Annotated in this window: 15 protein-coding genes; 13 read left to right on the forward strand and 2 right to left on the reverse strand. The window is 41.2% G+C overall.

The window, feature by feature from the left end; translation table 11 throughout:
- Window positions 1-290 precede the first annotated feature (290 nt).
- From FNH22_RS28350 to FNH22_RS28395, 11 genes are all read left to right on the forward strand, one after another.
- Complete coding sequence (locus FNH22_RS28350; protein WP_143401902.1) at window positions 291-1,502, forward strand: AGE family epimerase/isomerase; 1,212 nt, start codon at window positions 291-293, stop codon at window positions 1,500-1,502.
- A complete protein-coding gene (locus FNH22_RS28355; RefSeq protein ID WP_143401903.1) occupies window positions 1,499-4,570 on the forward strand; it encodes a CBM35 domain-containing protein in 3,072 nt (1,023 codons plus the stop codon). Before FNH22_RS28350 ends, FNH22_RS28355 begins: the two co-directional genes overlap by 4 nt.
- A 130-nt stretch (window positions 4,571-4,700) precedes the next feature.
- Complete coding sequence (locus tag FNH22_RS28360) at window positions 4,701-8,855, forward strand: two-component regulator propeller domain-containing protein (protein WP_143401904.1); 4,155 nt, start codon at window positions 4,701-4,703, stop codon at window positions 8,853-8,855.
- Between the two features lie 87 nt (window positions 8,856-8,942).
- Window positions 8,943-10,274 carry a cellulase family glycosylhydrolase gene (locus FNH22_RS28365; protein WP_143401905.1) on the forward strand — a complete coding sequence of 444 codons (1,332 nt, stop codon included), beginning with the start codon at window positions 8,943-8,945 and terminating at the stop codon, window positions 10,272-10,274.
- A gap of 340 nt (window positions 10,275-10,614) precedes the next feature.
- Entirely contained in the window at window positions 10,615-10,776 is a 162-nt protein-coding gene (locus FNH22_RS32200) for a hypothetical protein (RefSeq protein WP_185154466.1), read from the forward strand.
- A 14-nt stretch (window positions 10,777-10,790) separates the two neighbouring features.
- Entirely contained in the window at window positions 10,791-10,922 is a 132-nt protein-coding gene (locus FNH22_RS32765) for a hypothetical protein (RefSeq protein ID WP_255518179.1), read from the forward strand.
- 544 nt (window positions 10,923-11,466) lie between these two features.
- Complete coding sequence (locus FNH22_RS28375; protein WP_143401906.1) at window positions 11,467-11,832, forward strand: methylglyoxal synthase; 366 nt, start codon at window positions 11,467-11,469, stop codon at window positions 11,830-11,832.
- Window positions 11,833-12,012: 180 nt separating this feature from the next.
- Window positions 12,013-12,996: a 6-phosphofructokinase gene (gene pfkA / locus FNH22_RS28380; RefSeq protein ID WP_143401907.1), complete on the forward strand. Its 984-nt coding sequence runs from the start codon at window positions 12,013-12,015 to the stop codon at window positions 12,994-12,996.
- A complete protein-coding gene (locus FNH22_RS28385; protein WP_143401908.1) occupies window positions 12,997-13,863 on the forward strand; it encodes a hypothetical protein in 867 nt (288 codons plus the stop codon). It abuts the gene before it with no gap.
- Window positions 13,864-13,901: 38 nt separating this feature from the next.
- Complete coding sequence (locus FNH22_RS28390; RefSeq protein ID WP_143401909.1) at window positions 13,902-14,870, forward strand: ROK family protein; 969 nt, start codon at window positions 13,902-13,904, stop codon at window positions 14,868-14,870.
- Window positions 14,867-16,648, forward strand: coding sequence for a glycoside hydrolase family 15 protein (locus FNH22_RS28395; protein ID WP_143401910.1), 1,782 nt, complete (start codon window positions 14,867-14,869; stop codon window positions 16,646-16,648). Before FNH22_RS28390 ends, FNH22_RS28395 begins: the two co-directional genes overlap by 4 nt.
- An 82-nt stretch (window positions 16,649-16,730) precedes the next feature.
- Here FNH22_RS28395 and FNH22_RS28400 read toward each other — a convergent pair whose 3' ends face one another.
- Complete coding sequence (locus FNH22_RS28400; protein WP_143401911.1) at window positions 16,731-18,905, reverse strand: bifunctional alpha,alpha-trehalose-phosphate synthase (UDP-forming)/trehalose-phosphatase; 2,175 nt, start codon at window positions 18,903-18,905, stop codon at window positions 16,731-16,733.
- Window positions 18,906-19,234: 329 nt separating this feature from the next.
- Between FNH22_RS28400 and FNH22_RS28405 the strand changes: the two genes are divergently transcribed.
- The gene (locus FNH22_RS28405) at window positions 19,235-19,534 is read left to right on the forward strand and encodes a hypothetical protein (protein WP_143401912.1); all 300 of its coding nucleotides are present in this window, start codon (window positions 19,235-19,237) and stop codon (window positions 19,532-19,534) included.
- A 294-nt stretch (window positions 19,535-19,828) separates the two neighbouring features.
- Complete coding sequence (locus FNH22_RS28410) at window positions 19,829-21,175, forward strand: sigma-54 dependent transcriptional regulator (RefSeq protein WP_143401913.1); 1,347 nt, start codon at window positions 19,829-19,831, stop codon at window positions 21,173-21,175.
- On the opposite strand, the gene FNH22_RS28415 is transcribed toward FNH22_RS28410, so the two are convergent.
- Entirely contained in the window at window positions 21,155-23,734 is a 2,580-nt protein-coding gene (locus FNH22_RS28415) for an ATP-binding protein (RefSeq protein WP_143401914.1), read from the reverse strand. The genes FNH22_RS28410 and FNH22_RS28415 overlap by 21 nt on opposite strands.
- Window positions 23,735-24,106 lie beyond the last annotated feature (372 nt).

Consider the following 24,106-nt stretch of genomic DNA (forward strand, 5'->3'; position numbering starts at 1 on the left):
CAAAAGGGGCCGTTCGCTGACATTTAATTCATACAAAGGTTTTAATTGAGTTGGCCTCTAAAAAAAAGACGCACAAAAGATAGTAGTTTATATTTGGCCTATATAATGATATTGGGTGACCTATTCTGAGCTGCTCAGGTAGTTTCCACTCATAGTCAGCTCCATAAGAGCATTGGTAAAACACGGCTCCACCCCTGGACAAAGGGTGGCTTTTGATCATGTTACATTTCACCCCCGACTTTGTGTAATTCACCCATTCGGAGGCAAAGGTGATTGTTTTAACATTGATCATGTACGGAAAAGTTTTGACACCTTTCTTATTGAAGTCTCAGGAGTTTCACGATGAACTCATTCATAACATTCTACCCTTTTGGATGGACCATATGTTGGATATGGAAAATGGAGGTTTCTATGGCCAGGTAGACGGAAATAATCGATTAAACCATAAAGCAGGTAAAGGGGTGATACTAAATACCCGGATATTATGGACATTTTCCGCCGCCTATGCTTACAACGCGGACAAGCGATATTTGGCAACAGCCCAACGCGCCTATGCTTATATTAAAGACCATTTCATTGACAAATTGTATGGCGGGGTATATTGGATGTTGGACTGTGAAACCCATCCAATTAACACAAAAAAACAAGTATATGCACAGGCTTTCGCCATTTATGCCTTCTCAGAATATTATAAAATAACCGGACAAAAAGAGGCGCTTGACCTTGGGATCGAGCTTTTCCACCATATTGAGAATTTCAGTTTTGACCAAGAGCATAACGGATACCTGGAAGCCTTTGATCGTGAATGGCGTGTTCTATCTGATTTTCGCCTAAGCGATAAGGACGAGAATGAGGCAAAAACTATGAATACCCACCTTCATATTTTAGAAGCATATACCAATCTTTTTCGAATTTGGCCGGACCCCGTACTGGAACACCGGCTTAAAGGCCTCATCCGGCTGTTCATAGACCAATTCATCAACAACCGTTATCACTTTAACCTTTTCTTCGACGAAAAATGGCAATTGAAATCAAATACGATCTCCTATGGCCATGACGTAGAAGGCAGCTGGCTTTTGTCAGAAGCAGCCGCCGTCTTAAATGACTCAGTGCTGCTGAAGGAAGTGGAACACCTGGCTGTAAAAATGGTTGAAGCCTCCTTGGAAGGTATAGATGAAGACGGTGCACTTATGAATGAAGCAGGAGATGAAGGGTTCACAGATACTGACAAACATTGGTGGCCTCAGGCAGAGGCATTGGTAGGCCTCATCAACGCCTGGCAGATATCAAAAGATGAAAAATACCTGCGACATGCGGAAAAAAACTGGCGGTTTATCAAAGATCATATCATCGATCATGAAAATGGTGAGTGGTTTTGGCGGGTCACTAAAACGCATGGCAGTGTGACTACAGAAGATAAAGCGGGCCCGTGGAAATGTCCTTACCATAATGGCAGGGCGATGATAGAACTAGCAACAAGACTCTCAAAACACAGATTATGAAAAAACTATTACTATTACTTACATTAAGCATTTCATCAGGTGTATTTGCCCAGGATGCCATTCTAAAAGAAGCAGAAGATGGTACCTTGACAGGTACTTTGGTTGAGACCTCCAAAACAGGTTTTAGTGGTACAGGTTATGTCACCGGCTTTGATGCCGATGGTGATAAGGTATCGGTAACCCTTAATATACCTACAGCGAACACTTATGAGTTAACCATAGGTTATGCTTCAGAGTTTGGAGATAAGACCAATGATATTTACGTCAATGGTAATTTCCTCATGCAACAGGTATTCCCTGAATCCAACTCATTCACCCCCCTGAAGATTGGTGATATCGCTCTTGCTGAAGGTGAAAATGTGGTAGAAATAAGAAAAAACTGGGGGTTTTTCGATGTAGACTATTTCTCTTTCAAAAAGAAGGCGAACATTTTCATCGTTGATAAAGACCCCGTAAAAATCGAGCTGGAAGAAGGCGAACTCATTGGGATAGACATTGATAACACCGAGCCCGGATTCTCCGGAACGGGGTACTTGACGGGCCTGGATAATGATGGAGACAAAGTTATCCTCACCATCAATGTCAGTGCAGCGGGTGAATTTAGTTCCAAAATTGGCTACCGGTCTGTTTTCGGTGATAAAACTCAGAGTTTATACCTTAATGATGTATTTAGTCAAAATATCGTTTTTCCACAAAGCGCAACATTTACTGATTTGGAAGTGGGGGTTCTTTCACTGGTTGAAGGAATTAATACAGTTGAGATAAGAAAAAACTATGGATTTCAGGAGCTTGATTATCTTACGATCACACCTGTTATTCCAGCCACTCCTCCGGTAGCAGTGGTCGGCGCAGACCAGGTAGTCATGGACACCGACGGCGATGGCCTGGCCTCAGTAGTGTTGGATGCCTCGATGAGCAGTGATGTTAACAATAACATCAGTACCTATATTTGGAAAAATGCTGCCGGTGATACATTGGGAGAATCGGCTACACTATCTGTTCCGTTGGAAGTGGGAGGTCATGATATCACACTTACCGTAAAAGACGCTACCAACCTGGAAGCTACAGATCAGTTGAAAGTATTCATAGGAGATGGAACAAACTATGGCAACAACAGAATAGGCATAAGAGCAGGCAGTCAGGATGTATTTGCCAGCGGTTTAAACCTGGCTTGGGATGAATATTCCAAAGATATTGTGGAGTTAAATCAATCTTATTTTAAATCCGTTTTGGATGACATGGAAAGTACCGGAGGCAACGCCTTACGCTGGTGGCTGCATACCAACGGGCGCTTTAGCCCGGTATTCAATAATGCCGGAGGGGTGACCGGACTCGGGCCAAATACCATTTCTAATATGAGAAAAGTACTTGATCTGGCCTATGAACGGGGAGTGATCATCAGCATGTGTCTTTGGTCGTTTGATATGTTGCAAAACCAGGGGCAGAATGTCTCTATAATGAAACAACTGTTAGAAAATCCCCAGGCGACCAAAACGTATATCGACAATGCATTGATCCCCATTATTGAAGAATTAGGCGATCACCCTGCTGTTATGTGTTGGGAGGTCTTCAATGAAGCGGAAGGTATGACGAATGAATTTGGCTGGACACCTACCCGTACCTCTATGAAGTCGATACAACAGTTTGTTAATTTGGTTGCAGGGGCCATTCATCGCACCGAGCCCAAGGCACTGGTATCTACCGGGGCCTGGTCGTTTAAAGCATTGACAGACCAGGCAGGCTTTTTTAATTACTATCGTGATGACCGGCTCATCGCAGCAGGTGGCGATACGGACGGCACACTCGATTTTTACCAGGTACATTACTATCCCGAGCATTTTGGCAACGTCGCGTCACCGTTTCACCGGCCGGCATCATGGTGGGATCTCGACAAACCTATTGTCATAGGCGAATTTCCGGTGAGAGAGATTGATGGCCAGGCTGATCCAAATTATAGTACTACAGAAGCCTATCAGCTTGCCTATGAGTACGGATATGCCGGCGCAATGGCATGGTCATACAGTGGTTTCGACGGAGGTGACTTTAACGATGCCAAAGAGGGAATGAACTTTCTCATGACCAACCATGCCAGTGATATATTGATCGGACCGGATCCCATTTTCAATAATGCTCCTGAAGTCATTGCAGAAATCCCCGCTGCGAGAGTGGTGTTAGGCACTACAGAACTACTGAAGAACTATGCTGACCTAAAGCAAGTTTTTTCAGATCCTGAAGATGGTTCCAATCTTAAATTCACTCTGGCAGGAAATTCTCAACCTGCCATGACAAAACCTGAAATAACAGATGGAAAACTGAGTATTGAGCTATTAAATCGCTCTACGGGACGTTCTTTGATCACCGTACAAGCAGAGGACACTAATGGAGCAAGCACTGTAGTTAGTTTCTCTGTAAATGTTCGGGACCCACAAGGTAACCTGGCCCTATTCGAGTCGGTTGAAGCCTCTTCTGTAGAAGACGAAGACAGAGCCGCCGACCTCATCAATGACGGAGACCTGACCACACGATGGTCAAGCGTATATTCGGACAATCAATCTGTAATAGTTGACCTGGGAGAATTAAATGAGATTGATAAGGTAAAACTATATTGGGAGACAGCCTATGCAAGTGAATACACACTGGATGTTTCTGTAAATGGCCAATCATGGACAACTGTCTACGAAGAAACAGCTGGAAACGGTGATTTGGACGAAATCACCTTTGATACAATAAATGCACGATACCTCAGAATGAATGGAACCAGACGCGCGAGTGTATATGGCTTTTCCCTGTGGGAATTTGAAGTTTATGGTCCGGGGGTCATAGCTGCATTTGAAAATTCCGGTTACAGAAATGTTAAAGTTTACCCGAACCCGGCTAATAGTTTCCTGAATTTGGTAGTGGGCGAAACATTTGATGTAAAGCTGATGGATGTACGGGGGACAGTGTTAAAAAAACATCAAATCAGAGATTTCCATACCATGAATATTTCAGACCTGAAACCAGGTGTATACTTCATAACCTTCAACAACAGCAGAACAACTTTAACAAAAAAGATAGTGAAAAATTGACTTGGTAATTCACTAATACCCTTATCAGGTGCTACACTTTTTAAATAACACACTGATTAAATGAATTTTATGTCTATTAAATTTCAGCGATATTTAATAGACCCAAAGTGTGAATTTGGAGGCAGTGTTTATGCTCATTAAAAAACCATTCGTTCTTATAGCTCTTTTTGCGTCTCTGGCTGCGCTTGGACAGCCAGACGCCTTACTGGAGAAAGAGATTATTTTTGATGGGCTTCCAAAAGAATTTGGGCTATCTCAACGGACCATCAATTGCATACTTCAGGATGATGACGGGCTTATATGGCTTGGTACGTGGTCAGGATTGGTCCGCTATGACGGTTATTCCACGAAATTATACAATGCTTCAGACAAACCCGGAAGTTTAAAAAGTAACAAGATCACCCGACTGGCAAAGGATAAAAACGGCACACTTTGGATCGGAACAAGGATGGGGGGACTGTTCCGTTATGATAAGATCAGCGACAAATTTGAGCAATATGTACAGTCCGAAGGTAATAACGGGCTTAGCAATAATAATATATGGGCACTACTACCTGATGAGGACAACACACTTTGGATAGGTACTGAAAATGGACTAAATAAACTAGACGTCAATACAGGTAAATTCACTTCTTATTTTGCCAATGCCCAAAGTAACGAATCGCTTATACACAATTTCATTACCAGCATCTATAAGGATAAAAAGGGTCGTATGTGGATTGCTACTGAAGTGGGTTTACACCGCATGCATCATAATGGAGACCAGGTACTTTTTGAACGATTCATATACAAAGAAGATAGTGGCAATAAAAATCTCCATAATTATATCTACCAGGTGCTGGAACATAACAACGCCATATGGATTTGTACCAAGCTGGGATTGAAAAAACTCAAAAACGGCGAATGGTCAAACTTCATCCTGGAAGAAAAAGCACCCAGCTTTAGTTTTTTCCGAACGATGCATCTTTTGCCAATGAAAACCCCTCTCATTTTGGCAGGAAGTGAAATGGGATTGAATTTTTTCGATATTAACAAAGAGTCATTTGTCCGATTCATGGGTAATTACGACCCGAAGATCAATCTTACAGACAATGTAGTGATGTCCATCTTTCTGGATGATTCGGAAATATTATGGATAGGTACGCGTAAAGGACTGAATAAATTTGATACCTATGACAATGGCTTTCAGCTGTACAAGACCTCTCGTTTTGATACTTCCCAGAGCATTATTTCAGGCATAGCTGCCAAAGGTGACGATAATTACTGGATATCTACTCTGGGTGGAGGGCTCTACAAGTTTAAATGGAACGGAGATAACCCAAAATTCACGCGATACAAAATTAAAACAAACGAGCCGGTTGAATTCACTGATTTCATTCAAACTATGAGAATGGACTCGAAAGGCCAACTTTGGATCGGTACGGCAGGAAGTGGTCTTTACACCTTTTCAACACGGCAAACCTCTGACAAAAATCCAATTGTCACAAAGTTTAAAAATTTCTCCATTTCAGATACGCTCCCGAATCAACTCAGTGACAATTATATTATGTCTATAACTGAAGGAAGTCAGGAGGTCATCTGGATAGGTACCTGGAGTGGTGGATTGAATAGGATTAAAAACAATGAGGTTACCCAATATCCAGACCCTATACTTAGCGAAGTTCCATTAGTCGCACTTTTAGAAGATGCCCTCGGTGTGCTATGGGTTGGCACGAGAGGCATGGGGCTTATCCGGGTTGACATAGACCAAAATAACCAGATCACCCTGAAAAGATACAGGCATAACGAAAATGACGAGGCCAGCATTAGCAACGATTTTATCAATGCGATCATCCAGGACAGTAACGGAGACCTGTGGATTGGTTCGGAAGGAGGCCTGGATTTTTTTGACAGGCACACCGGAACATTTACCCAATTCCCTATCCACGCCACAGGCAAACAAGAGGTAGTGGTTGGGATCCTGGAAGATAGCGAATCCCGCTTATGGATCTCTCACTGGAACGGGCTTTCCGTTGTCAAACCATTGGACCCATCTTTTGAAGTCCGGCATTTTGATCGTAGTGATCGCATTCAGGGTGGCTTTTTTTATAATAATGTTTGTTTTTCAGATCATGGAAGTAATCTCTTTTTTGGAGGTGCAGATGGACTGAACATCGTTAAACCACACATCATCAAAAACCCTTTTAAGCCCAAAGTTATGTTGAAAGACTTTAGGGTGTTCAATGATCCCATTAGAGTTGATAGTGCATATCAAGGCAACATCATACTGAACCAGGACCTTAATAATACGGAGGAAATCTTTCTCAAATTCGATCAAAATTCGATATCCTTTGAGCTGGTGGCACTTCATTATGCGGCTCCGAAAAAAAATGTTTTTTCTTATAAACTCGAAGGGTTTGAGCAGGAATGGCAGTATAGCAATAGCGCACAACGTTACATCAATTACACCAACCTGCCCGATGGTCAGTATATTTTCAGAGCAATGGCTTCTAAAAATGATGGCACCTGGGGACCTGAAAGAAAACTTGTTATAGTCGTTGCTCCCCCCTGGTGGCGCACCTTGTGGGCTATGTTGATCTACATTTTCGCATTCATGGTCATTTTATATGCTTTCAAACGACTCATATTGGCCCGGGCAGATTTTGTAAACAATCTGAAATTAGAAAGACTGGAAAAGCAAAACCTTGAAAAACTGAATAAGGCCAAACTTGAGTTCTTTACGAATGTTTCTCACGAATTTCGAACACCACTCACCCTGATAGCCGGCCCTCTTCAAAAAATATTAGACTCAGGAAATACAAATAGGTTTTTAAGAGAGCAATTACTCATTATCAATCAGAATACTCAACGTCTTCTGCGCCTGGTAGGGCAATTGCTGGATTTTAGAAAAGCAGATGCAGGAAACCTCAAACTCCGTGTAGCCGAAGGTAATATTGTTAAATTCCTGGAAGAAATACAGCTGTCATTCTCAGGTTTAGCTGACCAGAAACAGGTAAATGTAGGATTTGTATCTTCTTCAAATGTCATCAAAGTATGGTATGACCGGGACCAATTGGAAAAGGTTTTTTTCAACCTTTTATCGAATGCTTTTAAATATACTCCGCCGAAAGGTAATATTTCCGTTTCCATATTTGAAAATGCGAATGATATCAAAATATCTGTCGAGGATTCGGGATCAGGAATACGTCCCGAAAATTTTGAAAAGATATTTGAAAGATTCTTTAGCCAAGATTCAGATCATCAAAGTACCGGCATAGGCCTGGCACTATCAAAAAGTATTATTGACCTACATCACGGCTCTATTGAAGTAGAAAGTCTAGAGGAGAAATTTACCCGGTTCTTGGTCACGTTGAAGCTGGGGAAGGAACACTTCGATACATCTGAGATCATTCACGATTTTAAAGACAGTGAGGTGATAGAGCTTTACCCCGACTTATCAGCGTTAAAACTGGAACCGGAAGATGGATCAAAGGAATATGCTTACAAAAACCTGGAATCCTGGCCACGGATATTAATTGTCGAAGACAATAGTGAAATACGAGACTACGTCAAATCAATTTTTCGTGGAAAGTATGTCACGCTGGAAGCTGAAAATGGCCAGGCCGGCTATGACATGGCATTGGAAGAGATGCCTGACCTGATCATCAGTGACATAATGATGCCTGGCATTGACGGTATTGTTTTCTGCAAAATGATCAAAGAAAATATAAAAACTTCACATATCCCTGTGATTCTGCTTACTGCCAGAACTTCGCTGATCTTTAAAGTAGAAGGTTTGGAAAGCGGGGCAGATGATTATGTTACTAAGCCCTTTGACCCAAAGGTGTTAGAATTAAAAGTCAGAAATATCATACGGTCCAGGGAAGCACTTCGTAAGGAATTCAAGGACAATGAGGTACTGAAAGTAGAGCCTAAAAGAATTACATTGACTAACCGGGACGAGGAATTCATCTCCAGGGCCCTGGAAAGTGTTGAAGAAAATATGTCGAATTCAGAGTACGGTGTTGAAGACCTGGGAAAAGATACCGGTATGAGTAGAATGCAGCTATATCGCAAGCTCAAAGCACTTACCGGTCAGTCTGCCAATGAATTTATACGCACCATACGACTAAAACGTGCCGCTCAATTGATCGAACACGATGAACTCACCATAGCAGAGGTGACCTATGAAGTTGGTTTTTCAGACTTGCCCTATTTTAGAAGCTGTTTTAAGAAGCAATTTGGCGTAAACCCCTCAGCATATGCCAAAAAAGATGGATCTGCTGAAGATCACCACGGATTGTAATATTTACCAACCGTGAAAGTGCATTTTTCCATCCAATGCAGCGTTTGATATGGCACATCTTTGATTAAATCATCAAAGAAAACCGCCATGAAAGTACTTCGTTTATTAGTAATCTTATTTATCGTTCCTTCAGTCACTTTCCCCCAGATCACAAGCGATTTTGTTTCCATATCAGATACTGATTTCGTAAAGAACGGTGACAAATATTTCTTTCTTGGAACGAATTTATGGTATGGAATGAATTTAGGTGCTTCCGATGAAACCGGCGACAGGGCCCGGCTGGTGAATGAGCTGGACAGGTTACAAAATCTGGGAGTTCATAACATCAGGATACTGGGGTCATCAGAAGGCAACGCAGATAGTAAGTACCAGGTATTACCAGCGCTGCAGATTAGTGCCGGTGAATACAATGAAGCGGTTTGGAAAGGCTTGGATTTCTTACTGGCTGAAATGTCAAAAAGGGATATGACAGCTGTAGTCTGTCTAAATAACTTTTGGATGTGGTCAGGTGGTATGCCTAAATACCTGTCATGGGTAAAAAAACAGGAAATACCTATGCCTGATATAGAAAGAAAGGGTTCCTGGGATGAATTTATCAGTTATTCACTAGAGTTTTTTAGCAATAAAAAGGCGAATGAACTTTTTAAGGAACATCTGAACACGACCATTAACAGAACCAATTCAATTACCGGGATAACGTATAAAAATGATCCTACCATCATGGCCTGGCAACTGGCCAACGAACCCAGAGGGTATGGAAGTCCCAAAGTGTATCAAAAATGGATCAGAAGGATCGCCCGATATATCAAGTCATTAGACCAAAATCACCTGGTATCTGTGGGCAGTGAAGGGAACACCGGTTCCAGCCGGGCCGGGGTGGACCTATACAGCGATAACAAAAGTAAATTTATTGATTATGCCACCGTACATATCTGGATCCAAAATTGGGGTTGGTATACACCTGAAAGACCCGCTACCTTTGAAAGTGCTTTAAAAAAAACGACGACCTATCTGGAAGATCAACTGACCAAAGCTTCAAAGTTGGGGAAACCTGTCATAGTGGAGGAGTTTGGAGTATCAAGAGACAGGGCAAGTTACGACCCCTCAGCCACCACTCAGATAAGAGACCAGTATTATGAATACCTTTTCTCTGAAACCCTGTCACACGCCCAGGGTGGAGGATTGATCAAAGGTTGTAACTTTTGGTCATGGAGTGGCGAAGGAAGACCTCAAAACCCTGGTGGCATGTGGAAAAAGGGACATGACCTGATCGGGGACCCACCTCATGAAAAGCAAGGGTGGTATTCCGTATACGATACAGATGCTTCTACCATAGCTATTATTAAAAAGTATGCTGATCTATTCAATGCAATAAGTCAAAAACTAGCTGCCAATTATTCCACCGAAAAAGAAAAGTAATCTCATGAAAATGAATCTCAGGTTCTATATGATCAATATTTTACCAGAACCATTTAATACCATTTCTTTTAGAAAACCCGTGCATCAAGTCCATGAATGATGCGTCTGAATTATCATTTAAAAAAATGCAATTCCTTGGCTTAAAGAATATTAGAAGATATTCCTTAGAGAGAATTACGTGATTTCACTGTTTAGATCACTTATCCGTTCTATTAACTTTATGTTAGTGTGAGTGACATGAGGACATCTTCAACAAAGAGGTGTTTAATATTGAACGACATCACTGTTGATGGTAAAATTTATTCAGGTATATCAATCATTTTTAAAAAACCAGTACGGGATGAGTGAAGAGAGAAAGACAAAAGAGAGTACACTTCAAAAAGAAAATGAAGAACTTAAGAAGAGGGTAAAAGAACTGGAGCAGGACCAGTTTTTATTTGCCGAATTATTAGACAATATACCGGATACCATCTATTTTAAAGATACAAAAGTCGCTTTATAAGGACAAGCAGGTCGATGGCACTTTCATTAAATCGAAAGTCAGAACAAAGCTTATTGGGCAAAACTGAATTTGATATTCATGACAAGGAACATGCTCAACAAGCCTTTAAAGATGAGAAACAAATCATGGCACAGGTGACCCAATAATAAATTGTGAGCAAAAGGAATTAAACGCTAACAATTTTGAGATATGGAAATCTACCACTAAACTACCGCTCAAAGATAAAAATGGGATTATTATAGGTACATTCGGAATTTCCAGGGACATCACCGGTAGAAAAAAAGCTGAAAAGGAATCAGAGTTCACTAAGCTGTGTTTAAGCAATATAAACAAGGAGGTAAGGGACCCATTACGTGTAATATTCAGACTTACAAGCTCATTGCTAAATAAAGACATTTCTGACCATCAGCGACAAGTCTACCTCCGTATTATTAAAAATTCAAGCCATAATCTGAACGTGACTCTACAAAATGTATTGGACCCTACAGACTCAAATTCTAATCTATTGCAAAACTAAAGTATAACAGCCAGGAAAATGGTGGACTATATGGGCTATTTTATTCATGAGGTGAGTGCAAAACATAAATTCCTTAAAAGATTGGAGTTTAAATGAATAACAATAAATTAGCGTGGCAGACGTATAAGTCACCTTAAATCAGGTAACAGTTAAGTCTGCTAAATGCTTAAAAAATGATAATAGCCGTAATCGCCCATGATGGAAAGAAGCCCGAAATGGTTGCCTTTCTATTAAAACACAAACACTTGCTCGATCATGCTGAAATACATGCTACAGGTACTACGGGTGGCCATGTAGAAAAAGCAGGGTTAAAAGTAAATAAGTTGCTATCAGGGCCGTTAGGCGGTGATGCACAAATAGCTGCTATGGCGGCTGAAGGTAAAATGAACCTTGTGATCTTTTTTCGGGACCCATTGGACAAGCATCCTCATGAACCGGACGTTCAAATGCTTATGCGTATATGTGATGTACATGACATCCCGTTGGCTACTAATCCTGCTACTGCTGAGTTGCTGTTAAAAGGTTATACTTCTTCATAAGTTATTTCCCATAGTAAAAATCAATTGCAAACCTTTGCATAAGAAACGCCCCTTAAATTCACTGTGATAAATTTCTTACCAATACTTCTTTGGACTAACTTTAGCTGCACACAAAATAAAGGTCACTATTGATTGTTCCATTCGGGCTTTCAGTAAAAATATTTTGCACAAAATAATAGGATGAGTATTGACATTAAAAAGATAGGGCTATTCACCTCCGGAGGGGATGCGCCAGGAATGAATGCGGGCATACGGGCCGTGGTAAGGGCTTGTGTATATCATGACAAAGAGGTATACGGTATATATCGTGGATACCAGGGTATGGTTGAAAATGACATTGTAAAACTCGATGTACGATCCGTTAGTAATATTATACAACGGGGTGGAACCATTTTAAAATCAGCCCGAAGTGATGAATTCCGCACCATAGAAGGAAGAAAAAAAGCATTTGAAAGTCTTAAGTCAAACGGTATTGATGCATTGGTTGCCATTGGTGGGAATGGTACCTTCACAGGATTACATAAGTTCTATCAAGAACACGGCATTCCTTGCATTTGCCTGCCAGGTACTATCGACAATGACCTTCCCGGTATGGATTATACCATAGGTTACGATACAGCCACGAATACGGCGGTAGAAGCCATTGACAAGATCCGTGACACAGCACTTTCGCATAACAGGCTTTTCTTCATAGAGGTAATGGGAAGGCACAGTGGCTATATTGCCATTAACAGTGGTATAGCCGGTGGTGCCGTAGCGATTATTATACCGGAAGAAGAGACCTCTACAGATGAGTTAATTGCTAAAATAGATGTAGGAGCAATAAATAATAAAAAATCCAGTCTGGTGGTAGTAGCCGAAGGAGGTGAAAGCGGAAATGTCTGGAAAATTGCTAACACCATAAAAGAAAAAGCCCCTTATTATGACGTTAAAGTAACAATACTGGGACACTTGCAAAGAGGTGGCTCACCGAGTTATTTTGACAGGGTACTGGCCAGCAGGCTCGGTGTAGAAGCTGTAGAAGGGTTGCTAAATGGCATCAAAGACGTAATGATCGGCGTCAAAGATGGTAAAACCGTGTATGTAGACTTTGATACGGTAGATAATAACCGTCATGAAATTGACGAAGAATCATTAAGACTTGCTAAAATACTTTCAATTTAGATGATACTCATAGCCATAAGCGGTTCCACAAAGTGTGACTGGCAACTGATCGATAGTGCCGGTAAGGCTACTGCATTTAGTTCTACCGGTATTAACCCTTTTTTTCATTCTGAAGAAGAGATCATAGATGTATTCAATTCAATTAAAGAAATTGCAGCGGTAAAAGACAGCATCGAAATCGTTTATATCTACAGCGCAGGATGCGGAAGTAAACGTTTGAAGACCGTAGTGAGAAATGCGCTGGGGCAGGTATTTACCAGATCGCATTTTTATGTCAATCATGACATTGTGGCTTCTGCACTGTCCACTTATGAAGGCGTCCCTGCTATTTCATGTATTCTGGGGACCGGGTCTAATGCATGTTTTTTTGATGGCGACATTGTCAGACAAGAAATTCCCGCGCTGGACTATATCTTAAGTGATGAAGGAGGTGGCTCTTACTACGGTAAAAAGCTTTTGACAGCTTACCTGCATAATACAATGCCACAGGAGCTAAGAGAAAAATTTTCATCTCAGTATGCATTATCTCAGGAAGAGATTCTTGAAAAGGTATATATGCAGCCTTATGCTAATGTCTATCTGGCCTCTTTTATGCCTTTTATACAAGATAATATTAAGGATGAATACCTGTACACCATGGTAAAAGAAGGTATGGGCCTGTTCATGGACCTTTTTGTAAGGAGTTTTAGTCGTTTCAATAATGTCAAAACACATTTTACAGGTTCCATCGCTTATTATTTTAAGGATATACTTAATGAAGTGGCGTCAGCAAAAAAAATAACAGTAGGTAAGATCATTAAAGAACCCATCAACGACCTGGTAAAATATCATCTGGATAAATCACCCCCCCAAGGTTCATCTCAGTAACTTAGCAAGTCACACATTCACACTACTTTATAAAATCAATGATCGCAGGAATAGATATAGGAGGTACGAATACCAAGTTTGGATTAATAGATCAGGATGGTAACGTATTATTTCAGGACAGGATCAAAACAGCTGTCCATTCTAAATTTGAAGACTATATACATGAGTTAGCTACTGCCATTAAAGCAGGGGCTCAGCAAGTAGCCCCGGATACACCCATAAGAGGAATTGGTGTGGGGGCACCTAATGCCAACTATTACAGAGGTACTATTGAACATGCGGCAAACCTTCAGTGGAAAGGAATTGTACCACTGGCCGATATATTAGGCACTCACTTTGATGCTCCCATAGTGATTACCAACGACGCCAACGCGGCGGCTATGGGAGAAATGGTATACGGCAATGCCAAAGGTCTTAAAGATTTCATTGTGATCACATTAGGTACGGGGCTAGGGTCAGGTATAGTATGTAACGGGCAGCTGGTACATGGTTTTGATGGCTTTGCTGCCGAATTAGGTCATGTTATCGTAAATCCTAACGGCAGGCTTTGCGGCTGCGGACGAAAAGGATGTCTGGAGACCTATGTTTCTGCCACCGGCATTAAACGTACCGTGTACAAGATGTTGGCAGATCACCTTGAAATGAGTGAGTTGCGCAAAATAAGCTTTGACGATCTTTCCACAAGAATGATTTCCGAATACGCTTTAAAAGGTGATAAAGTGGCTAAAGATGCCTTCGAATATACCGGACAGGTACTGGGCAGTAAACTGGCCGACACTGTAGCACATACAAATCCTGAAACCATTTTTTTGTTTGGTGGGCTTGCCATGGCAGGTGACCTTATATTTGAACCAACACGACGTCACCTGGAAAAAAACTTAATGACTGTTTACCGGGAAAAAGTAAAAATCGAACCCTCAGGACTACCGAACCAGAGCGCTCCTATCCTTGGTGCCGGAAGTCTGGTCATTAATCATCTTAATTACCAATCACAACAGAAAGTATGACAAGACACACGTATGATTACGGTTTGATAGGAAACTGTTCTTACCAGGCCCATATTCACAAAAACACCAACGTTGAATGGATGTGCTGGCCAAGATTTGATAGCAGCTTTATCTTCGGCGCTATGCTGGACAAGCAAAAAGGTGGTGAATTTTCAATAAAACCTGCTGGTGAGATCAAAAACAGTGAGCAGTATTACCTGGAGAATACCAATATACTATGCACCGAAATCACATGTGCAGAAGGCCGGTACCGCATTACAGATTATGCTCCACGCTTTCATCAGTATGACCGGTACTTTAAACCACTCATGCTGATACGAAAAATACAACCGTTAGATGGAAACCCCAGAGTAAAAGTGTGTTGTCATCCTGTCGGGCAATATGGGGAATTGAAACCCGCTCAATATGAAGCAAGTAATCATATTGAATATATAGGCCTCGAAAAAGACCTTAGACTGACCACCAATTTCTCTTTATCGTATATTGTTTCAGACCAGCCTATCGTGCTGGATGGAACCAAATACATGGTGCTCACCTACGGAGCGCCGTTGGAAGCCTCTTTAGGAAGTACTTGTGAAGATTTCCTTACCAAAACCAAAATATACTGGCGGGGATGGGTGAAAAATATGAGTGTGAGTACATTTCATCAGGCTGATATCAATCGCTCCGCTTTGGCATTAAAAATTCATCAATATGAAGATACAGGTGCAATTATAGCTGCCGGTACTACCAGCTTGCCCGAAGCGCCGGGTAGCACCCGAAATTGGGATTACCGGTTTTGCTGGATGAGAGACACCTATTATACTTTAACCGCCTTTAATAACATAGGTCACTTCGAAGAATTAGAGAAGTATTTTAATTACATTGTCAACATAAGTGTAAAATCGAAAGACCGTTTCCAGCCTTTGTATAGTATCACCGGAGAGGAAAGGTTGGATGAACGTATCGTAGAGTTAGATGGATACCTCGGTAATAAACCGGTAAGAGTAGGTAACCAGGCGTACACACACATCCAAAATGATGTCTATGGTCAGATACTCCTGGCCCTCCTCCCACTGTTCGTAGATAGTCGTTTCATTAACACAGAGCGTTCGGATTCATTGCACCTGATCTACGACGTACTCAAAAAAATCGATGAACTGATGGAAGAGCCTGATGCAGGCCTATGGGAATTCCGGACATTGAGCCAATACCACTCTTATACTTACTTGTTTCACTGGGCGGGCAGTTCAGCCGCGTATAAGATCGGTAAGATGTTCAAAGATGAAAAGATCACAAAGCTCGCTTCAAAGCTAATGAAGTCTGCTTCAGACAAAATTGAAGCGTGTTACGATGCGGACCTTAAGGTATATACTCAGGCTATCGGTACCAAAAACCTGGATGCCAGTGATCTTCAACTGATCATGATGAACTACCTGGATCCGTCCTCTCAAAAAACGAAAGATCACCTGACAGCATTGGAAAAGGACCTGAAATCAGCAGAAGGTCTATTTTACCGTTACCGCCACAAAGATGATTTCGGAGCGCCGGAAACTACTTTCCTTATTTGTGCTTTCTGGTATGTAGAAGCTCTAACATGCGTAGGCAGAACAAGTGAAGCTATTGATACCTTTGAGTATTTATGCTCATTTAGTAATCATCTGGGGCTGTTAAGTGAAGATGTAGAAGCAAAATCCGGTAGTATGTGGGGTAACTTCCCCCAGGCTTACAGTCACGTGGGTTTGGTCAATGCAGCCTACCGCATAAGCAGGAAACTGGACAAGCCTAACTTCCTGTAGTCTTTCTTATGAACGTCAGACTTTAATCGTTCGCAAAAAACAACGCACAAATAACTGATCTGATCAAGCTATAATCAGCTTATCAGATCAGTTGCTTAAGCAAGTTCCTGACCTGTTTCGGTTCCATGAGGCTAAATCGGGCTGCCGAATGGATATCTCCGACTTTTATAGTGAACGCCTGATCCGGAAGTGCTTTAAACGTATCCTCGTCCGTTGCATCATCGCCAATAGCCAGGATAAAGTCATTTGCTTTCTCCTGGACCCATTTCATAGCCGCTTTCCCCTTGTTTACCTCCAGATTTTTTATCTCCACGACCATACTGCCTTCCAGCACTTGCAGATTCATATTGACGGCAAGATACTTCAGATGACTGATAATTTCACGTGAACGTAATTCACCTAATCCTGTCTCTACTTTCCTGAAATGCCAGACCAGGGAATAATCCTTTTCTTCTATAAATGAGCCCGGGGTTTTATTGACATAGATCTCCATGATCGGACGAATATCATCCTTCCAGGAGTTATCTAACTTATCACTTGTTTCCCAGGCCTTTCCTTTGTGTTTGATCCAAACTCCATGTTCAGCTACAAACTCAATATCATGTTGTCCCAGCCAATTTTCTAGTGTATTTCTATCACGTCCGCTGATCACAACCACATTATTCTTTTTGTTTTTGGTCAACCCTTTTATTATTTCATGCAGTTCCTCGTCAGGACCGGCCTGGGTAGGGTCCGTATTAAACGGTGCCAAAGTACCATCATAGTCAAGGAAAAGTAGCTTTTTGTCGCTTTTCCTGAAGGACTCTATTAATGTTTTTTCAGCAGTACTATCAAGTAACTTAGTGGTCATTTCCTTTTGTTTAACAAACACATCATGAAGACGGTCCATAAATAGTTTTACCCAATGATGGATATTGTATTTTTTTAGGGAGGCTTGCATTATTTCCATATGCCGGATCTGCTCTTCTTCCGTCATCTCCAGTGCGCGCTTAATAGCATCACGCACCTGATGTTTGTCATTCGGGTTCACTATGATGGCCTCTGAAAGCTCTTTCGAAGCCCCGGCCATTTCACTTAAGATCAATACACCTTGCTTGTCAAGTCGGCTAGCTACATATTCTTTACAAACCAGGTTCATACCATCCCGCATAGGAGTAACCAGCGCTACATCTGCCATTCTGTAATAAGCGGACAGATCACTCAGAGGAAAGGAACGATAAAAATAATGAATTGGGGTCCAGTTCACTGCTCCATATTTACCGTTGATCCGGCCTACCAGAAGGTCAATCTCTTCCTTAAGTCCACGATATTGTTCTACGTTATCCCGAGAAGGCACTACTACCATCATCAAGGATACCTTACCCAGGTATTCAGGGTATTTCTGAAAAAACAAATCAAAGATCTCAAGCCTTGCCGGTATTCCTTTTGAATAATCCAGCCTATCAATAGAAAGCATAAGCTTTTGAGCCCCAAGAGATGTCCTGAATTTCACTTCCCTGCTTAACGTTTGGGGCGAAGCCGAGCTATTGGCATATTTTTCATAGTCAATTCCCATCGGAAAGGAATCCACCTCAACCGTACGACCGTCCTTATTTAACTGTCCATGCTGATTACTGATAAAACAAATACGGCTTACCGCACTCAGAAAGTGACGCATATCATCGTATGTATGAAAGCCGATCAGGTCTGAACCTAGTACCCCGTCAAGCAACTGCCTTCTCCAGGGTAGCAATCGAAATACCTCAAAAGACGGGAAGGGAATGTGTAGAAAAAAACCAATACTAACACTGGGTAGTTTCTCACGTATCAAGCCCGGCAGCAGCAATAGCTGGTAATCGTGGACCCAAATGGTATCATCAGGGTTGGCCACCTCCACAACTTCTTTGCAAAATTTATGATTTACCTCTTCGTATGCCTGCCAATACGATTTTTTGTAAAGTGCATTCTGGTTGAAATAATGAAAAGTGGGCCAAAGTGTTTCGTTACTGAACCCTTCATAATACAATTCAATCTCTTCCTCAGTCAGCGCAACTGGTTTCATATTTTCCAGTTTTAATTTGGCCGCTGCCTCTTTCTCTTCCTCTTCATTATCAAAGTGGAAGCCTGGCCAACCTACCCAAATATTATCCCCATCCTTATAGACGGAGCCTAGCCCGGTAGCTAAACCACCTTCACTTGACTTGTACCTAAGCTTTCCATTTTCGTCTTTGGCAACTTTAACAGGTAGCCTGTTGGATACTATAATCGTTCTTCCCATTGCGTCATGAAGATACCAAAAGTGAGAGTTTATACAAGTCAACCAACAATAATTTAAATGTGTCAATAGCTCTGTCCAGATCACTTTGCCATGAATCCAACAATTCTAATTTTAGGAGTAGTTCTTATGACCCGCTTTGAGGATAAAAAAACTTTTACGTTTTTTGCTGATAACCTCCACAAAGCGTTGACACCATCCACAAGGCTTTATGGAACAAGAAGTATTGATTTCATTTTAAATATATGATTATCAATTATTTAACATGATTTCGATTTTATGGCATGTCGTTGGTAATGGGTTGAGTAAAATAAATCAAACTTTAAAATACCATGAGAAAGACAATTTTCACACTGCTTGTTACCATGATGGCTTTAACATTTTCATTAGAAGGATTCAGTATTGATCAGGACCCCGCCAAAAAGGAGATCAAAGTTGAAGAGTTACCCATGGAAGTTCGTACCGCTGTAAGCGACAGCGAATACGCCACCTGGACACTGGTTAAAATTCACGAAGTAACCGGTAAAGAAGAAGGCACTAAAGATTACGAAATTCTGGTAAAAGATGACACCGGAAGTGCCCTGACGTTGGTATATAACAAAGAAGGAAAGTTACTCGAGACGAAAGAATAACCCTAGGTGTCTGACTGTCCAGGTCAACATTTAACCTAAACCGTTCATATAGAATAAGATTCCCAATTTCGTGGTCCGTCTTGTTCATAAAAAGGTGTCTGATACAGACGCCTTTTTTTGTATCTGATAACGATCATTATAGCAGGTTGGCTCTACTGCCACTTCAATCAACCTGTTAAAATGCAGTACAACGAAAATATCAACATACGGTTGTTATATCGGGCTGACATCACGTATCTAAGTAAGTAAGAAATATGTACTGTTTCTGCAGCTCATGTATTGGACCTGATGCTTATGAAAAAACTCCTGGTTATTGATGATGATGCTTCATTCAACCTGATGTTAAAGACATTCCTGAGTCGCTTTTATCATGTTGACGCTGCTATGAATGGTAACGAAGGCATCACCCAGCTAAAAAAGCAGCACTATGATATGCTAATTACAGACCTTCGTCTGCCGGACCATTATGGGCTGGAGTTACTGAAAGAGGTACAACGAACCTATCAAGGGCTTCCCGTTATATTAATGACAGGCTATGCGGATATCAAATCCGCCGTTGAAGCCATGAAACTTGGAGCTATAGACTATATCAGTAAACCCATAGATCCGGAAGAATTATTGGCCATTATCAAAAATGCTCTTTCCGCAGACCAGGAAGTAGCCCGGTCTGTTGACCCAAATAATGATCACTTCTTGAAAACCAAGAGTGCTGCTTCCCTCAAGATACAGGAACACACTGACCTGGTCGCTCCTACGGAAATGTCTGTGATCATAACAGGTGAAAGTGGCACAGGAAAAGAATATGTAAGCCGGCTTATTCATGATAAAAGCCTGAGGAAAGATAAGCCTTTTGTTGCTGTAGATTGCGGGGCTTTACCTAAGGATATTGCAGGAAGTGAGCTTTTCGGCCATGTGAAGGGAGCTTTTACAGGTGCCCATTCGGATAAAATAGGGTGTTTTGAACAGGCTGACGGAGGTACACTCTTCCTGGATGAAGTGGGAAACCTGCCTTATGAAATACAGGTACAACTTCTGCGGGCTCTTCAAGACCGCTCGATAAGAAAATTAGGTAGCAATCAAACCATTACTGTCAATGTCAGAATAATAGCGGCAACTAATGAAAATCTTAAAATGTCGATGAAAGAGGGTGAATTCAGGGAAGACCTTTATCATCGACTGAATGAGTTTTCCATTGAAATACCTCCTTTGCGCCTGCGAGGCACCGACATTCCTATTTTCGCAGACTATTTTCTCAGGATGGCCAACCAGTCTCTGAATAAGCAGGTAATGGGGTTCAGTAAAGCCGCCTTAAATCACCTTTGTCAATATGCGTGGCCTGGTAATTTGCGCGAGCTAAAAAACGTGGTGAAGCGAGCTGTACTACTCACTGTCAGTGAAGTAATTCAGGAAAACGACCTTCCCTCAGAAGTGATAGAAAATACCTTTATCCCTTCCCCGGACCATGAAGATGAACCATATAAAGCATATGACTTAAAAAATATCACCGCCCATAAGGAAAAAGAACTCATTGAATCTGCCTTAATAGAATCGCGTTACAATAAATCCAAGGCTGCGAAAATGCTCAACATCGATCGAAAAACGCTCTATAAAAAGTTAAAGCTATTCAATATCGACTCTTGACACATTTTTATCAACTGTCACTTCCAACTCCCCTATTTTCTCTTTCACCAATACCAACGATTTGTCTATATCCTCCATAATTTGTTTAAAAACAGTATCTGACGGCATTTCAGTACTTGTTTCCAATGATCGTAGATGGTCCGTGACTTTCGACAGCCCCAGTTGTGCAAATGGCGAGTGCATTTTATGCGCCATTTCTTTAACATGGATAAAATCCTTCATGGCAAAGAAGCGCCTCAATTGCTTCAGGTCCTTCAATGCATTATCATAAAATACATCCAACAGTACAGCGATGGTCCTTGTATCACCTCCAGCAAAAACCGATAACGTGTCCAAAGATAACTGTATTGGAGTCGATGTAGTGATCGTTGATGGCACCTCTGCCTTCGCCAGTGAAGAACAAACCACTGACAGCAACGCTTCCTCATGAAATGGTTTATAAATAATATCGTCGAAGTCGTATTTATTCAGCCATGACTTACGCGTTTTTGAGCTATCAGCTGTAACGGCTATTACCGAAATATTCTTATTGGGTGATTTCCCCTGACGCAGTTTTTTTAAAAACTGCGTTCCGTCAATGTCAGGCATATGAATATCTGTGAGTACCAGGTCATAGGAATGTGTATTTAACTTATAAAGCGCTTCTCGTGCGCTATTTACACAGGTCAATCTCCTTACTTTAGTCCCTAAAATGGTTTGCTGTAGGGCAGTATTGAATTTATCATCGTCAATGATGAGAATATGTGCCCGTTTCAGTTGATCATAATGTAAAATATGGTCGGTCTCAACGGCTTTTTCTCCCTCCTCGGGTACTTCAAACGGTATCTTAATCATGAAACATGTACCAACATCCAACTCACTCTCCACTTTAATTTCACCCCCCATGGCCAGCACCAGTTTATGGGATATGGCAAGGCCAAGGCCTGTACCCAGATGTTTTTTAGTCATTGTGCTATCCCCTTGATAAAAATTATCAAAAACACGGTCTAATTGTTCTTTTGGGATCCCTATGCCACTATCTCTTACACTTACCGTTACTTCCATTTTTCCCGGCTTCTGCTCCTGTGAAGTAACATGAAGTACCACTTCTCCACTATCTGTGAATTTAATAGCATTATCTGCTATGTTGAAAAGTACCTGCTTAAACCTAAGAACATCTCCCACAAGCTTTTGATCTAAACTTATTTCCGCTGTTTTTTTCAATTCAATGCCTTTGTCTTCTGCTTTTTGCTGAAAGGTGAGATATGTTTCGTTCATCACCTCCTGAAGTGTAAAAGGTGCCTTTATCAGTTTAAACCCTTCTGCGGCTATCTTGGACATGTCAAGAACGTCATTCACAAGTGCCAGTAAATGGCTGGAGGAATTATATATAATAGAAGTATAGGAACGTTGTTCTTCAGGCATTTTGGTTTTGGTGAGCTGCTCGGAAAAACCCAGTATGGCATTCAGGGGTGTCTTTAACTCGTGGCTTACATTGGCTAAAAACTGCTCCCTGGCACGGGCCAGTTGCTCCGCCCTTAGCTTTGCCTTCTCCAGCCTTGATTTATAAAAATTACTCTTGGATATATCGCCAAAAATTAAGAGAATACATATAAAACAACCTAAAAACGCCAGAACTATGATCAGCACGATGAACATAAGATTATCTCTTACAATGATATGCGCCTGTTTTTTTTTCCTCGAGTAATATCGACTTTCCGAATCCTCCAGGTCCTTTATTACTGCCTTAATCTGCTCAATGATCACTGAATTGGCTTCCAAAAGCCGCATCTCACGGGCCATATCGCTGCGGTGGTGATCATATTCTTCCTGACGTATCTGCTGCAGTATTTTTTTTACCTCACTTATCATTACAGTATCTGGCTGAAACACTTCACTCGTATCATATTCATACTCTGTTTCATGCATAATACGAGTTACTGTATCCACCTGATCCGTTACAGACGGCTCTTTTCGTGAGAGAAGTTTTTTGATCTTATTGAAAATACCCTTTGCTTGTTCTATATCTTCTACAGGTTTGTAGACCAAAACGGTATCCACTAAACTGGTAGTGGTCGATTTCTTTCTGAAAAAAGTGGTGAGTGAAGTAGAATCAATTCCACTTTGATCGATTTGTTCCAACGCTTTCTCTGTATAACTCACTTTATCACCAGCTCTGGATCGTAAAAAGCGTTGAAGTTCCAGCACTTTTCTGTTAAGTAGTAATGATATCGAATCCAGTTTTTGTTTTTCCACCCTTCCCTGCCAATCTCCCGACACCAGGCTATGGACATCAGAATTTACCTCTTCTATTTTTAGTTTGTACTTATTATAATATTCTTTCTTCCTGGAAATAGCATACGCCCGGCTGCTGCTCTCTGCCTCTGAAAGGTGCATAATAATAGTATTCATACCTCTCAGCTTATCATTGGGTTCTGTGATCTGGTGGATAGCTTCCAACAGTTTTTCAAAACTCCGATAGGCCAAACTTCCCAATGTTACAAACGTGACAATGGCAAGAACAAAAGAGATAATCACTTTTGTCTTCATTCCGGTAGTGCTATCATGTATACGACTCATGGTATAGGGTACTTCACAGTATTGCTTGTAAACACTGTTCCAGCTACAGTAACGTCCTGTATTAACAATACTTATATAATATCAATAATGAGCCTGGTCCGTTGAAGTATCAAGTCAATTTCGATGAATCAACTTTTCATCATTCAGATGAACATATTCATACCAAAGCACTCCAGCCAAAAAAAGTCACGTTTTATCCACATCTACAATGTAACAAGGCTTATTCGTAGAAAAAGGTGCTGAGAAGTCCTGTTTTATCACCTGAGTACCGGCACAGGTATTTGTCACATAAACCAGCTTAAAATACTAAATCAAAACGTAATCAAAAATTAAAGGGCTATGATCAAAATCACCCAAAATGAAACCATATCT

The sequence above is a fragment of the Fulvivirga sp. M361 genome (genome assembly GCF_007097395.1).
Classification (GTDB): Bacteria; Bacteroidota; Bacteroidia; order Cytophagales; family Cyclobacteriaceae; genus Fulvivirga.

Bases quoted from the DNA above. Each gene is read 5' to 3' on its own strand.
- FNH22_RS28405 (WP_143401912.1), top strand. From the start codon at position 19,235: ATGAGAAAGACAATTTTCACACTGCTTGTTACCATGATGGCTTTAACA.
- pfkA (WP_143401907.1), top strand. From the start codon at position 12,013: ATGAGTATTGACATTAAAAAGATAGGGCTATTCACCTCCGGAGGGGAT.
- FNH22_RS28365 (WP_143401905.1), top strand. From the start codon at position 8,943: ATGAAAGTACTTCGTTTATTAGTAATCTTATTTATCGTTCCTTCAGTC.
- FNH22_RS28400 (WP_143401911.1), bottom strand. From the start codon at position 18,905: ATGGGAAGAACGATTATAGTATCCAACAGGCTACCTGTTAAAGTTGCC.
- FNH22_RS32765 (WP_255518179.1), top strand. From the start codon at position 10,791: ATGGCACTTTCATTAAATCGAAAGTCAGAACAAAGCTTATTGGGCAAA.
- FNH22_RS28395 (WP_143401910.1), top strand. From the start codon at position 14,867: ATGACAAGACACACGTATGATTACGGTTTGATAGGAAACTGTTCTTAC.
- FNH22_RS28390 (WP_143401909.1), top strand. From the start codon at position 13,902: ATGATCGCAGGAATAGATATAGGAGGTACGAATACCAAGTTTGGATTA.
- FNH22_RS28355 (WP_143401903.1), top strand. From the start codon at position 1,499: ATGAAAAAACTATTACTATTACTTACATTAAGCATTTCATCAGGTGTA.
- FNH22_RS28350 (WP_143401902.1), top strand. From the start codon at position 291: ATGTACGGAAAAGTTTTGACACCTTTCTTATTGAAGTCTCAGGAGTTT.
- FNH22_RS28385 (WP_143401908.1), top strand. From the start codon at position 12,997: ATGATACTCATAGCCATAAGCGGTTCCACAAAGTGTGACTGGCAACTG.
- FNH22_RS28415 (WP_143401914.1), bottom strand. From the start codon at position 23,734: ATGAGTCGTATACATGATAGCACTACCGGAATGAAGACAAAAGTGATT.
- FNH22_RS28410 (WP_143401913.1), top strand. From the start codon at position 19,829: ATGAAAAAACTCCTGGTTATTGATGATGATGCTTCATTCAACCTGATG.
- FNH22_RS32200 (WP_185154466.1), top strand. From the start codon at position 10,615: ATGAGTGAAGAGAGAAAGACAAAAGAGAGTACACTTCAAAAAGAAAAT.
- FNH22_RS28375 (WP_143401906.1), top strand. From the start codon at position 11,467: ATGATAATAGCCGTAATCGCCCATGATGGAAAGAAGCCCGAAATGGTT.
- FNH22_RS28360 (WP_143401904.1), top strand. From the start codon at position 4,701: ATGCTCATTAAAAAACCATTCGTTCTTATAGCTCTTTTTGCGTCTCTG.